Source organism: Methylobacter sp., from assembly GCF_023227905.1.
GTDB lineage: Bacteria > Pseudomonadota > Gammaproteobacteria > Methylococcales > Methylomonadaceae > Methylobacter_A.
Window position 1 is genome coordinate 27,562 of sequence record NZ_JALOCF010000001.1, and the last position, 12,958, is coordinate 40,519.

The 12,958-nt window shown below is 47.8% G+C and carries 12 protein-coding genes and 1 pseudogene; 6 read left to right on the top strand and 7 right to left on the bottom strand.

The features are described from left to right. Nucleotides 1–5: 5 nt before the first annotated feature. Nucleotides 6–476, top strand: a complete 471-nt coding sequence (locus M0R47_RS00145; protein WP_292548761.1) for a peroxiredoxin — start codon at nucleotides 6–8, stop codon at nucleotides 474–476. 2 nt (nucleotides 477–478) lie between these two features. After that, the gene (locus M0R47_RS00150; protein WP_292548763.1) at nucleotides 479–1,894 is read left to right on the top strand and encodes a PhoH family protein; all 1,416 of its coding nucleotides are present in this window, start codon (nucleotides 479–481) and stop codon (nucleotides 1,892–1,894) included. A 59-nt stretch (nucleotides 1,895–1,953) separates the two neighbouring features. On the opposite strand, the gene M0R47_RS00155 is transcribed toward M0R47_RS00150, so the two are convergent. The 3 genes from M0R47_RS00155 to M0R47_RS00165 form a co-directional block, all read right to left on the bottom strand. After that, entirely contained in the window at nucleotides 1,954–3,054 is a 1,101-nt protein-coding gene (locus tag M0R47_RS00155; RefSeq protein WP_292548766.1) for an AI-2E family transporter, read from the bottom strand. A gap of 168 nt (nucleotides 3,055–3,222) precedes the next feature. Further along, on the bottom strand, nucleotides 3,223–4,299 hold the full coding sequence (locus M0R47_RS00160) for a COX15/CtaA family protein (RefSeq protein WP_292548768.1): 1,077 nt from the start codon (nucleotides 4,297–4,299) through the stop codon (nucleotides 3,223–3,225). Nucleotides 4,300–4,525: 226 nt separating this feature from the next. Beyond that, the gene (locus M0R47_RS00165; RefSeq protein WP_292548770.1) at nucleotides 4,526–5,509 is read right to left on the bottom strand and encodes a folate-binding protein; all 984 of its coding nucleotides are present in this window, start codon (nucleotides 5,507–5,509) and stop codon (nucleotides 4,526–4,528) included. Nucleotides 5,510–5,638: 129 nt separating this feature from the next. Here M0R47_RS00165 and M0R47_RS00170 point away from each other — a divergent pair, with 129 nt between their 5' ends. Continuing rightward, nucleotides 5,639–6,058, top strand: a complete 420-nt coding sequence (locus M0R47_RS00170) for a protein YgfX (RefSeq protein WP_292548773.1) — start codon at nucleotides 5,639–5,641, stop codon at nucleotides 6,056–6,058. A gap of 10 nt (nucleotides 6,059–6,068) precedes the next feature. On the opposite strand, the gene M0R47_RS00175 is transcribed toward M0R47_RS00170, so the two are convergent. From M0R47_RS00175 to M0R47_RS00185, 3 genes and pseudogenes are all read right to left on the bottom strand, one after another. Then, the gene (locus tag M0R47_RS00175) at nucleotides 6,069–6,563 is read right to left on the bottom strand and encodes a cyclic nucleotide-binding domain-containing protein (RefSeq protein ID WP_292548775.1); all 495 of its coding nucleotides are present in this window, start codon (nucleotides 6,561–6,563) and stop codon (nucleotides 6,069–6,071) included. A gap of 73 nt (nucleotides 6,564–6,636) precedes the next feature. Then, nucleotides 6,637–8,869 (bottom strand): annotated as a pseudogene (gene parC / locus M0R47_RS00180) (DNA topoisomerase IV subunit A). 3 nt (nucleotides 8,870–8,872) lie between these two features. Then, on the bottom strand, nucleotides 8,873–9,370 hold the full coding sequence (locus M0R47_RS00185; RefSeq protein ID WP_292548777.1) for an acyl-CoA thioesterase: 498 nt from the start codon (nucleotides 9,368–9,370) through the stop codon (nucleotides 8,873–8,875). A 392-nt stretch (nucleotides 9,371–9,762) separates the two neighbouring features. On the opposite strand from M0R47_RS00185, the gene M0R47_RS00190 reads away from it, so the two are divergent. Then, nucleotides 9,763–10,002, top strand: coding sequence for a hypothetical protein (locus M0R47_RS00190; protein WP_292548779.1), 240 nt, complete (start codon nucleotides 9,763–9,765; stop codon nucleotides 10,000–10,002). A 52-nt stretch (nucleotides 10,003–10,054) separates the two neighbouring features. On the opposite strand, the gene folP is transcribed toward M0R47_RS00190, so the two are convergent. Continuing rightward, complete coding sequence (gene folP, locus M0R47_RS00195) at nucleotides 10,055–10,906, bottom strand: dihydropteroate synthase (protein ID WP_292548781.1); 852 nt, start codon at nucleotides 10,904–10,906, stop codon at nucleotides 10,055–10,057. An 80-nt stretch (nucleotides 10,907–10,986) separates the two neighbouring features. Here folP and M0R47_RS00200 point away from each other — a divergent pair, with 80 nt between their 5' ends. Beyond that, on the top strand, nucleotides 10,987–11,523 hold the full coding sequence (locus tag M0R47_RS00200; protein WP_292548783.1) for a flavoprotein: 537 nt from the start codon (nucleotides 10,987–10,989) through the stop codon (nucleotides 11,521–11,523). Continuing rightward, nucleotides 11,520–12,908, top strand: coding sequence for a DUF6513 domain-containing protein (locus M0R47_RS00205; protein WP_292548785.1), 1,389 nt, complete (start codon nucleotides 11,520–11,522; stop codon nucleotides 12,906–12,908). The genes M0R47_RS00200 and M0R47_RS00205 overlap by 4 nt, the downstream gene beginning before the upstream one ends. Nucleotides 12,909–12,958 lie beyond the last annotated feature (50 nt).

Consider the following 12,958-nt stretch of genomic DNA (forward strand, 5'->3'; position numbering starts at 1 on the left):
AAATAATGATAGCTCCCGGCGACACCGTACCCGATTTTGAGGCCTTATCTACCGGCGACAAAACGGTAAATCTAAGTGACTATCAAGGCAAATACCTTGTCATCTATTTTTACCCCAAAGACAATACGCCCGGTTGCACTCAGGAAGGCCAAAGCTTTCGCGATAATATCGAAAAATTCACCGCACTCAATGCCGTCATCGTAGGCGTATCCCGTGATACTGCACGCGTCCACGAAGGCTTTAAATGCAAACAGGAATTCCCCTTTGATCTGCTTTCAGACTCGGATGAAAAGCTGTGCCAGTTGTTTGACGTTATCAAAATGAAAAACATGTACGGCAAGCAGGTTCGAGGCATCGAACGCAGCACTTTTCTTATCGATCCCCAGGGCATGCTTGTCCATGAATGGCGCAAAGTAAAAGTCAAAAGCCATTGTGAAGAAGTTCTGCAAGTCTTACACGAACTCACAGGCGACTAACTATGAATATTCAATCATCACCTGATAAAAAGTTGTTTGTTCTGGACACCAACGTGCTGATGCATGATCCAGCCTCCATTTTCCGTTTTCAGGAACATGACATTTTTATCCCGATGATTGTTCTGGAAGAGCTGGATCATGCCAAAAAAGGCCTCACAGAACTGGCGCGCAATGTCAGGCAAGTCAGCAGGTTTCTGGATGAATTAATCCACGATGCCAACCAACAAACCATCAACGACGGCCTGCCGCTGTCAAGCATAAAACACGGCCCCAAAGCCGAAATAGCTGACAGCGGACGCTTATATTTCCAAACCAGCACGATGACTGCGCTACTGCCGGAAAGTATGCCCGGCACCTTGGCGGACAACTCCATACTCAGAATCGTCTTGGCACTGACCAAGGAATTGCCTGATACCGATGTAATCCTGGTATCCAAAGACATCAACATGCGCATCAAGGCAGCGACCTTGGAACTGCTTGCGGAAGACTACCATAACGATCAAACCCTGGATGATATTGACTTGCTGTATAGCGGCGCAATGGCGCTGGAAAAAGATTTCTGGACTATGCATGGCACCAAAATGGAATCCTGGCAGGAAAAAAACCGCACATTTTACAAACTGGAAGACCCCATAGTTACCGAATGGTATCCCAACCAATATTTGTACATAGAAGACGAAAGCAATTTTGAAGCCATCGTCAGGTCTTGTGAAGGACAAATTGCAGTACTGGAATTGGCCAAGGATTACCGTGCAAAACATAACAATGTTTGGGGCATTACAGCAAAGAATCGGGAGCAGAACTTCGCCCTCAATGTCCTGCTCGACCCCGAAATTGATTTTGTTACCTTATTGGGCACGGCGGGCACCGGCAAAACCCTGTTGGCCCTGGCCGTAGGACTTACCTTAACTCTGGAAAACAAAACCTACCAGGAAATCATCATGACCCGGGAAACTATGCCGGTCGGTGAAGACATAGGCTTTCTGCCCGGTTCCGAGGAAGAAAAAATGGCGCCGTGGATGGGTGCGTTAATTGATAACCTTGAACTGCTGGGCCAAAATACGGAACATAGCGAGTGGGAACAAAGCGCGACCAGTAACATTATCATGAACCGGGTTAAAATCAGGTCGCTTAACTTTATGCGTGGACGGACATTCCTCAACCGCTACCTGATCATTGATGAAGCTCAAAACCTGACTTCAAAACAGATGAAAACCCTGATAACCCGGGCAGGCCCCGGAACCAAAATCATCTGTATCGGCAATCTGGCGCAAATCGACACCCCTTATTTAACGGCAACAACCTCAGGACTAACTTATGTTGTAGACCGTTTTAAGACTTGGCAGCATGGGGCGCATATCACCTTGCGTCGCGGCGAACGCTCACGCTTGGCCGATTACGCTTCAGACATGTTGTAAGCGCTGCTTAAACAATATTGGCTAAATTAAGCGAAGACGCAGTCTCCGAAATAAAGCCCTTAAGTATTTGCGCCCAGACCGTTATCGCCAAGCCGCGGCCAGGCGCTCAGCACCGCTTTAACAACCGTTGCCAATGGAATGGCCAAAAACACTCCCCAAAAGCCCCATAAACCGCCAAAAAGCAAAATCGCGACGATAATTGCGATGGCGTGTAAATTAACCGCTTCAGAAAACAGCACCGGCACTAATACAACGCCGTCCAGCGCCTGAATAATTGAATAGGCAATAACAACATACATAAACTCATCGCCACCTAAGCCCCACTGGAAAAAAGCGACTCCCAAAACAGGGAAAGTAACCAATGTAGCACCGATATAAGGAATAATGACCTGCAAGCCCATCAAAACGGCCAGCAGCATGGCATAATTCAGGCCCATCATTGCGTAAGTTATATAACTGACAGCCCAGAGAATAAAAACTTCGCCGAACTTGCCGCGCACATAATTACCGATCTGCGTATCGACTTCTTCCCAAACACGTACAGTCAAATTCCTGTCTTTAGGCATAAACTGCAAAAACCAGGATATTAATACCTGTTTGTCCTTTAAAAAGAAAAAAACCATCATCGGCACGAGAAACAGATAGATCATGACACTGACCAAGCCCACAACGGATGCCGCTGAATGCGACAATATATTTTGCCCATAAGTCAACAATTCCCTCTGTACCGCAAACATCATCTGCTGGATTTTATTTTCCGAGACAAATTGCGGATACATTTCCGGTAAACTCATAATTCCGGTTTGTGCCCTGTTCAGTATCTCCGGAATATGTTGAACAAGCTCGACAGCCTGCTGCGAAACAATCGGCATTAAATAAAACAATAAAAAAATCAAACAGGCCATGAACACTGAAAACACCAGACACACAGCCGGCATGCGCGGCACATTCATGCTTTCAGCCTTACCTACCATTCCTTCGAGCAGATAAGCCAGCACAATCGACACAAAAACCGGCATTAACAAGCCGGACAATGAATAAATCAGCACAAAGCTGACGATCAGAATGACAGCCAGCGCAACCGCTTGAGAATTTGGTAAAAAACATTTAAACGAGTCTCTTAAAAAACGCAGACTTGCAAATTGAGCTTGAGTTGTCATTGATAACCGGTAGTTATATTTGTTTTGCGCCTTCAATGAAGGCTTTTAACGGAAATTATAAAAGTCGACGGCAGAGCCGGTTCTTTTATTCACCGCGAAAACAGTTTTATGTCCTCATGGTATTACTCAGCCAGTATACATCATAAACGTAGCGTGTTTTTTGACGGCTTACTCGGCGGCACCGGCCCCCGGCAGTTTTGCGGCAGTTTTCTGATCCATAGTGGCTAGACCAGAAGGTGCGCTCTCAAGAGCGGATGAGGTGGAGCCGCTGCCTGGAGCGATTGCCGAGGCATACCTCAGGCAGGTGAAAAGAAAAAACTGCACACCGAAAATGAGATTAGCCATCAACAGGTGTATCGGCTGGGCGACTGGCGGCATGCCCAACCTGTCGAGGCTGATGCCTGCGATAATAGCCGTGATCACCAAAGCGGCTAAAGCTATTCCGACACGCCGTAACAAGCTTTTTCTTTCGACAGACCGGACAATCTTCCAAACCAACCAAAGGTTGGTAAATAAAATAATCGAGGAGAAGGAGCGATGCACATAGAAAATGATCGGAAAATCATCCCGCCAGTATTGACGTTCGATATATGCATGATTATGAGAAATAAAATCTACCGCCTCCCTGACCTGCGTCCCCATAGCGACTTGTAACAGGGTCATAACCATTGCTGCGATCAAAACGGTTTTAAATTTATCCGGCAGCGGTCGAACATCAATCCGGGCGATGACGTCCCGTTGCGAACGGGCAATCGTATAAATAAGCAATGCGACGATGAACAAAGCCAGCAACATATGCAAGGTGATCATCAAGGGCTTAAGATTACTCGCCACAACCGTAGAGCCCAGCCATCCTTGAAACCCGACCAGCAAAAACACGCTAACCGCCAAATAAAAAATGGTTTTGTCTGTTTTAAGATAAATCCGCGACGACCAGGCGGTCAGGAAAATCAAAAACCCAATCGTTACGCCAACCAACCGGTTGGTGTACTCGGTCCAGGTTTTTACCGGATTGAACTGGGTATTTTCATAACCGCGTTGTGCATAAATCTCGTGATAATTGGCAGGTAACTGGGATTCGTCGGTAGGCGGCACCCACTGCCCAAAACAAGTCGGCCAGTCGGGGCAGCCCATGCCTGCCCCTGATGCTCTTACTATTCCGCCCACTAAAATGACAAAATAAACGGCAAAAATTGTAATCGTGCCCAATCGGCGGAAACGGGCGGCTGCTTCGGTATTAATCATAAGTTTCCAACATTTTTAGGAGAACACGCTTCAGGCAATTTCCAATATTTCAGTGTTAGCAAAAATCCGGGCTTGGTAAGAGGTAGAACAAATAATTCACCCTCCGCGGGTGCGATTTTTCCATCCATTCAGGCTATCCCTAAGGTCCGGAATATTCCCAATCAGCCTGTGTAACGTAAGTAAATTGCATTCTCGGTGTATCTTTGGATAAAAATACACTCCAAAATTATAAGGTTAATAACGTAATTTTATCTTGGTTATGATTTTTTAGCTTCAAATTATCAGCATTGGTATCAACATCACTTTGCAGGACAACCAGCATCTTGCAAGCATCCAGCCCTTTTTGCGCATACAGCACTTTACCTACGCTTTGTTCTGCGCCTGTGCTGTCATCGATGATTGCTGTGTTAGGCTCGGGAGGTGTCAAGACAGCACATTCGGCGAGAAACATTGCTCTTTTGGTCTTGCCAAGATAATGAGTCCGGGCAACAATTTCCTGACCGGTATAACATCCCTTGGTAAGACTAATGCCGCCCAACTTATCCAGATTAAGCATTTGCGGAATAAACTCTTCCGATGTTTCCGCACTAAGCCAGGGAATCCCTGAAAGCAGATCAAGATAGCGCCATTGCGCTGAACCTTCAGCCTGGAAGCCTAACTTAACCTGTTCTTCCCAGAACCCCTGAGCGTTATCAACCTCGGCAACAATCAAGCTGCGATTTTGAAAATCAACAACTATATTGTCCTGCTTGCTTGTTGCAAAGCGTTGTTCCTGTGCGCCGCCGGACCGCAAGGACTCATCGTGCAAGCCGATTAAACATAACTCATCCGAGCTATCGGTTAAGGTTACCTTCGACCGCAACACGTACATTTGCAGCCTTTTTTTCACGGGGGCCAATAATTCCATGGGCAGAATCATCAAAAAAGCATCGCCGTTTTTAACCAGCAAAAAAGTAGTAATCACCCGACCCTTGGGATTGCACATCGCGCCAAGGCTGCTTTTTATATCGGTTATGTCGTTAATATTGCAGGTAATTTGGCCTTGCAGGAATTTTGCCGCATCAACTCCTGAAACCATCAAAACCCCGAGGTAGGTAATTGGGTAAATAAATTTATTACCCTTATGCTCAGGTGACGGAAAAACAACGTTATCATCGTTGTCAAATACAGCGTTTTTAGAAAGCAGGAGATTTTTCCAGTTAAGGTTCATCAGCAAAAAATAATGGATTTTAGAGAATTTGATTATATCGCTGTTTGCACAAAGACAAAAAACCTATCGGGTTATTTGTATTGCATTGAAACACACGTATTATCATAGAAAAAAACAAGGAGCACCCACTTGCCCAAAAAACACGAACTCCCATTATCGGTAGAACTTCAGCCATCCAGACGCTTAAAGCAGGTGCTGGTTACTATGCATCTGCTGGCGTTGGCTTCAAGCATTGCCAATGCCTTGCCGGTTATCGTCAAATTGGCTCTGGTCATAGGGATTGGCCTGCATCTTTACTTTGTGTTGGCGCGCCTGAAAAGCGATCAGTACGTCATCAAACACTCCGAAACATCGGGTTGGGAAATAGCCAGCGATAATGACTTCAAACCGATCCAAATACTGAATTCAACAGTCATTACCCTATTCGCGATATTTTTGCATTTTAATAAAAATGCCCATAAGCAGTCCGTGCTTATAGTCAACGACGCATTAAATGAAGATGATTACCGCCGCCTTATCGTTAGACTGAAAACGGCTAATAAAAAATGAACAGCCCATGCTAGATTTTCCGGAAAATTGGAATTGATTTTTCAGCAGAACGTCGTGCTTTAAGCCCCCAAGCTAAAAGATATTCAATCCTGCGATTGCCATTGTCCAAGCGTTTAAAAAGTATTTCAAACATCTTCTTGTAAAAAGCATAGCCTTTAATGGGATGGGCATCCAGATACCCGCTAAGCTTTTCTCCGTTAATTTCCAATACACAGCCATCGGTAATGGCGGTAACAGACGCGGTTCGCACAGATGACTCATGCAGGCAGGTATCACCAAAAATATCCCCCTTCTTCAAATCGCTGACTCCCGTTTTTACGTTCCGGCGTTCTTCCAGTTCCACATGCACAGACACTCGTAATTGACCATCCTCAATGAAAAACAGGGACTTGGCCACGTCGCCTTCCTTAACGATGACATCATCTGCACGAAAATACCAACGTTTCCAAGCGAGCCCTTGAGAAAACTTGGGATCATTGACTATTTCTTTAATTAAATTTTCCAAGGCGCTTAACCTCTATTACAGGCAATTATCTAACAAACCGGCCGGTTTAAGCCGATAGTTTCCAAAGCTTTCTTCATTGCTCACACTCCAAACCATCAACCCGCTGAAAGCCTCGAGGTAATGCCAACCCTCGTTTGGCACGGTTGCCCGAATAATGCTCAATATCCGCGCCTTTAAGCGTCAGTTGTCGCTTGCCGGCTATGATTTTCAGTTGGCCGTTTTCAGGTAGCGCTACCGACGCGACCACATAATCCTTTCCAGCCGTCAGGTCAGCTGTCGGTATTTGAATCAGCTTATTGCCTTTACCTTTCGCCAAAGCGGGCAATTCCGCCACCGGAAAAACCAGCAGACGGCCTTGCAAAGTCACAACAGCAAGCGAATCGGCTTCACTGCGTATCGGGATCGGTTTTAACACTTTGGCGCCATCAGGCAGCGTGATCAACTGCTTGCCCGCCTTGTTTTTGCTTAATAACTCTTTGAGCTGAACCCGGAATCCATAACCGAAATGGCTGGCAAGCACATACCAGTCGTCCGGTTGGCCGGCCAGAAGATGCACGAATAACGAACCCGGCGGCGGATTGAGCCGCCCGGTCAACGGTTCACCCTGAGTTCTGGCCGACGGCAGGTCGTGTGTCGCGGTACTGTAAGCCCGCCCGGTGGAATCCAAAATATAGACTGGCTGCGTGGTCCGGCATTTGACTGCATCCAGAAAGCTGTCGCCGGAACGGTAACTTAAGCTTGCGACATCGATATCATGGCCTTTTGCGGCCCTGATCCAGCCTTTTTGCGACAGGATAACAGTTAACGGCTCATTGCTTATTAACGCTGTCGTTTCCAATGCCTGCGCAGCCTCTCTGGCAACAATCGGCGAACGGCGATCATCGCCGTATTTCTCCGCATCGCGCTCAAGCTCTTTCCTGATCAGGCGGTTCAACAAGCGCGGCGAGCCCAGCGTTTTTTCCAGCGCGGCGCGTTCCTTTTCCAGTTCGTCCTGCTCGCCGCGGATTTTCATCTCTTCGAGCTTGGCCAGATGCCTTAACTTCAATTCCAGTATCGCTTCGGCCTGAATATCGGTAATGCCGAAGCGCTCCATCAGCACCGGTTTGGGATGGTCTTCATTGCGGATAATCGCGATGACTTCATCGATATTCAGGTAGGCGATCAACAAACCATCGAGAATGTGCAACCGCGCCAGCACTTTATCGAGCCGGTATTGCAGGCGTTTGCGCACGGTATCGGTACGGAACGTCAGCCATTCGACCAGTATGTCTCTAAGCCCTTTAACCTTGGGCCGACCGTCCAGTCCGATCATGTTCATATTGACGCGATAGCTTTTTTCCAGATCGGTCGTGACGAACAAATGCGACATAACTTCATCCACGTCGATCCGTTTCGAGCGGAATGACCAGCAGACGGGTCGGATTTTCATGATCCGATTCATCCCGCAAATCTTCAATCATCGGCAATTTTTTCGCCAGCATCTGCGCGGCGATTTGCTCCATCAGTTTGGCGCCGGAAACTTGGTGCGGCAGCGCGGTAATGACGATATTGCCGTCTTCCTGTTCATATTTGGCGCGCATTTTTATCGAACCGCCGCCGCTGAGATACATTTTTTGTATTTCGTCAGCCGAAGTAATGATTTCCGCATCGGTCGGATAATCAGGGCCTTTGATATGGGTAAACAGCGTTTCCAAGGTACTGCTTGGATCATCCAGCAGCTGGATACAGGCATTGGCGACTTCACGCAGATTATGCGGCGGTATATCGGTAGCCATGCCGACCGCAATGCCCATGGTGCCGTTCAGCAATATATTGGGCAATCGCGCAGGTAATAACACCGGCTCTTTCAGGGTGGCGTCGAAATTATCCGCCCAGTCGACCGTACCCTGCCCCAACTCGCTCAACAAGGTTTGCGCATAAGCAGTCAGGCGGGATTCAGTGTAACGCATTGCGGCAAAAGACTTGGGATCGTCCGGCGAGCCCCAGTTGCCCTGCCCGTCAACCAACGGATAGCGGTAGGAAAAATCCTGCGCCATCAATACCATGGCCTCATAGCAGGCGGAATCGCCGTGCGGATGATATTTACCCAGCACGTCACCGACGGTTCTGGCCGATTTCTTAAACTTGGCCGTTGCCGTCAGACCCAGCTCGGACATTGCATAAACGATACGCCGCTGCACCGGTTTCAAGCCATCGGCGATATGCGGCAAAGCCCGGTCCAAAATCACATACATGGAATAGTCCAGGTAGGCTTTTTCGGCAAAATCCTTTAACGGCAGTTGTTCAAAATTTCCCTGCATAATCATAACTTACAACTCACCTTTCAATAACTCCACATGCATGGCACGATTTTTCTCCAGATTTTCCTGGCGTAGTTTTTTGCGCATTTTTGCCGCTTCATAAAGTTTTATTTCCGCATCATTATCCAGTTGCAATCGAGGAACTTCCACAGTTTTTCCGTTATCATCCATCGCCACCATCGTAAAATAACAGGACGTGGTATGCCTTTTTTCATCGGTTCTTAAATCCTCGGCAAAAACCTTAACGCCGATTTCCATCGATGAATAGCCAACATAATTAACATGCGCATAAAAAGTAACTAGCTCACCGACATTAACCTGTTGTTTAAAAAACACCTGATCGAGCGCCGCGGTTACCACGTATTTTTTACAATATTTTGCCGCACAGGCATAAGCCACCTGATCCAGCAGTTTCAATAAAGATCCCCCGTGAACGTTGCCGGAAAAGTTGGCCATATCCGGCGTCATCAAGACCGTCATCGTTAGGGATTTTTCTTGTTTGGTCATTAATCGCTCACTTCCAAGGCCATTAATCTCATGTAACTTTTTATCCTATTCGCTTTTGATGTATTGCTGATTCGGCATCCCACGCTCCCAGCCTGAATCGACAGCGCGGTTACACTGGAAAATAATCACTGTAGCTAAGCCCGGAGCATTTTTCGCAACCGCAATGGCGGCAATTATAAATCTTAAACAATTATCTTGATTAATAATTAAATTTTGTCGATGCAAGACAAGCGAAATTAACAGAAAGGCATCCTCAACCTTATCTACTGTGTTGTTTTATAAAAAATTAAATAGTTGCAGCAAGTTCATGATGGGACTAGGATGACAACGACCAGTTGTAAATATATGGTGACATTTCATCAATTCTTTCAATAAGTTACCGGGAGATTATTATGTCAAACCAAAACGACCCTTCCAACAAAAAAGACCAACCCCAGTTTTCAAAGGATTCAGACGATGATTTAGAAACTACGGGGAACTTTAAGTCACTTTTAATAGCCATCGGCGGTGTGGCGTTGGTTTTAGCCATACTTGTATTACTGCCGATGTTATTTACCTATTTATCTGAGGGAGATTATCGCCCTGTAGGAGAACCTCATCCAGGCCTAAGCAGTCAAAGTGACTATAAGTGAAACCTGATAAATAGGGAATAATTGTAAACGGTGGGCAGAAAAACCTGCCACCCTATCTGCTCTGTTTAATGGCCCAAGCCACATCCGCTGCTTGCCGGTTTTCCCTGACATCATGCACCCGGAACATTCGCACGCCGGCCATAACGCCTAAAGCCGTAGTCACTGCGGTGGCTGTAACCAATTCCGAAGGCTCAGACACGTCGCAAATAGTGCCCATAAAGCGCTTGCGACTGGTGCCTAGCAGAACCAGATACCCCATTGCCACTAACGCATCCAGATGCGCCAGCAAATCCAAATTGTCCTGCTTGCGTTTGCCGAATCCTATGCCCGGATCAATGGCAATAGCTTCTTTTTTAATGCCTGCCTTTAACGCTGCATTAACGCGCTCATCCAGGGCATCGATCACATCCTGCACGACATTGTCATAGTGCGGGTTGTCCTGCATGGTTTTTGGGGCCCCCTGGCTGTGCATCAAAATAATAGGCACGCCGGTTTGAGCCGCCAGCGTCAATATGGCCGCGTCATCCTTGCCTCCTGAAACATCATTGATAATATCGGCTCCGGCATCCAGCGCCGCTTTGGCCACTTTACTCAAGGTTGTATCGATACTGATTAAAACATCGCTTCCTTGTTGCCTGATCGCCTGAATCACCGGAACGACCCGCTGAATCTGTTCTCCGGCCGCAACCGGGTCGGAGCCCGGACGGGTTGACTCGCCGCCGATATCGATCATATCGGCGCCTTCGGACAGCATCCGTTCAACCTGTTGCAAAGCCGCATTGAGGCCTGAAAATTTGCCGCCATCGGAAAAACTATCCGGCGTTACATTTAAAATCCCCATAATCAGCGGTCTGCCACCATGGATAGTGTCTATACCGGCTCGACGCTTGACTTGACTGAACATTCCCTAAAAACTCCTGTGTACGAAATCGGCATATTGATTCATGTATAATAACCAAATGTTTTCGACTCTAACTAAATTTAATGGATAAGCCACGATTAGCCTGGGCCATCACCGGATCCGGTCATTATATAGAAGAATGCCTGGACTTCCTGATGACTCTGAACAATGTTGATTTGTACCTCAGTCAGGCCGGAGAAGAAGTGTTGCTTATGTACGGCATCAGCCTCAATGACATACGCAAAAAAATGCCGGTGTACCGCGATAAAACAGCTTCAGCGCCGCCGGTTGGGCATTTCTATAAGGGTTACTACCACACCTTTGTGATGGCGCCGACCACGTCGAATACGATTGCCAAATGCGTGCTGGGCATTGCCGACTCGCTGGTCACCAATCTTTATTCACAGGCGGGAAAATGCAGAGTTCCGAGCATTGTTTACCCTTGCGACATAGCGCCGGAAATGGAAACCACTGCGCCGGGTGGAAAAGTCATGGTTTATCCGCGTAAAATCGACCTGGAAGGCACGGACAAATTACGCAGCTTTGAATACACGACCGTCGTTGAAAGTGTCGATGAATTGACTATCACAGTTAAAGAACGGCTAAAATCGTTAACATGAGCGAACATATCCTCTTCCTTACCGGCAGGCTGGCGGAAAAACAGCTGCATAGCATCCTCGAAAAAATGCAGCCGGAATTCACCTATACCGTGCATGAACTGGGACTTAAGGTCGCCGCCTTGATGACCGCGGACATGATCGGCCGCCGCCTGACCGACACTTTCGGCGCAGACCGGATACTGGTGCCCGGCCGTTGCCGCGGCGACCTGGAAGCCTTGTCCAAAGACATGGGCCTGCCGATTGAGCGCGGTCCGGAGGAACTCAAAGACTTGCCGATGTTTTTCGGCCAAGCGGCGCACAAGATCGATTTAAATAATTACAGCGTCAAAATCTTTGCCGAAATCGTCGATGCGCCCAATATCAGCGTCGATGAAGCCGTTCAACGCGCTTATTACTACAAACACAACGGCGCGGATGTGATCGATATCGGTTGCCTGCCAAGCACCGATTTTCCGCATATGGAGGATATTATCCGCACCTTGAAACAGGAAGGTTTCACCGTCAGCATCGACTCGCTTGAAACGGAAGATTTGCTCAGAGGCGGTAAGGCGGGCGCCGATTACATGCTCAGCCTGCACGAAAGCACCTTGTGGGTTGCCGATGAAGTCGCGGCAACGCCGATTTTAATTCCTGAAAAGCATGAAGACCTGGCATCGCTGGATAGAGCTATTAACGCCATGCAGGCAAAAAACCGCGATTTCATCGTCGACCCGATTTTAGACCCGCTGCATTTTGGCTTCACGCAGTCCCTCGTGCGCTATCATGAAGTCAGGAAAAACCATCCCGATATCGAAATGATGCTGGGCGTCGGCAACATCACCGAACTGACCCATGCCGACACCGTGGGCATGAATGCCTTGCTGCTGGGCATCTGCTCGGAGCTCAACATCAACAGTATTCTGGCAACCCAAGTCAGCAAACATGCCTGCCGGGCCGTCAAGGAAGCTGACCTTGCCCGCCGCATCATGTTTGCCGCCAAAGAGCATGAGATGCTGCCCAAGCATATCGATCCCGGCTTAATGGCTTTGCATGAAACTTCACCCTTTCCTTATTCATTGGAAGAAATCAAGGAACTGTCCGGACAAATCAAAGACCCCAGTTACCGCGTCCAAATCAGCGCCGAAGGCGTGCATATTTTCAACCGCGACGGCCTGCACAGCGCCACCGATCCGTTCGACCTGTTTCCGAAGCTGCACGTTGAGACCGACGGCGGTCATGCTTTTTATCTGGGCGTTGAACTGGCCCGCGCTGAAATAGCCTGGCAATTGGGCAAGCGCTATACCCAGGATCAGGCGTTGCAATGGGGCTGCGCAACCGAAAGCGCAGAATCCACCGTTGACCTGCACACCTTTAAACCGGCCGGAACCACATTAAAAAAGCACTAATGATTACATCCTTTCATTACCCGCAGGCGGAGCCAACTGCTGCTAAACAG

Bases quoted from the DNA above. Each gene is read 5' to 3' on its own strand.
- M0R47_RS00145 (WP_292548761.1), top strand. From the start codon at position 6: ATGATAGCTCCCGGCGACACCGTACCCGATTTTGAGGCCTTATCTACC.
- M0R47_RS00150 (WP_292548763.1), top strand. From the start codon at position 479: ATGAATATTCAATCATCACCTGATAAAAAGTTGTTTGTTCTGGACACC.
- M0R47_RS00155 (WP_292548766.1), bottom strand. From the start codon at position 3,054: ATGACAACTCAAGCTCAATTTGCAAGTCTGCGTTTTTTAAGAGACTCG.
- M0R47_RS00160 (WP_292548768.1), bottom strand. From the start codon at position 4,299: ATGATTAATACCGAAGCAGCCGCCCGTTTCCGCCGATTGGGCACGATT.
- M0R47_RS00165 (WP_292548770.1), bottom strand. From the start codon at position 5,509: ATGAACCTTAACTGGAAAAATCTCCTGCTTTCTAAAAACGCTGTATTT.
- M0R47_RS00185 (WP_292548777.1), bottom strand. From the start codon at position 9,370: ATGACCAAACAAGAAAAATCCCTAACGATGACGGTCTTGATGACGCCG.
- M0R47_RS00190 (WP_292548779.1), top strand. From the start codon at position 9,763: ATGTCAAACCAAAACGACCCTTCCAACAAAAAAGACCAACCCCAGTTT.
- folP (WP_292548781.1), bottom strand. From the start codon at position 10,906: ATGTTCAGTCAAGTCAAGCGTCGAGCCGGTATAGACACTATCCATGGT.
- M0R47_RS00200 (WP_292548783.1), top strand. From the start codon at position 10,987: ATGGATAAGCCACGATTAGCCTGGGCCATCACCGGATCCGGTCATTAT.
- M0R47_RS00205 (WP_292548785.1), top strand. From the start codon at position 11,520: ATGAGCGAACATATCCTCTTCCTTACCGGCAGGCTGGCGGAAAAACAG.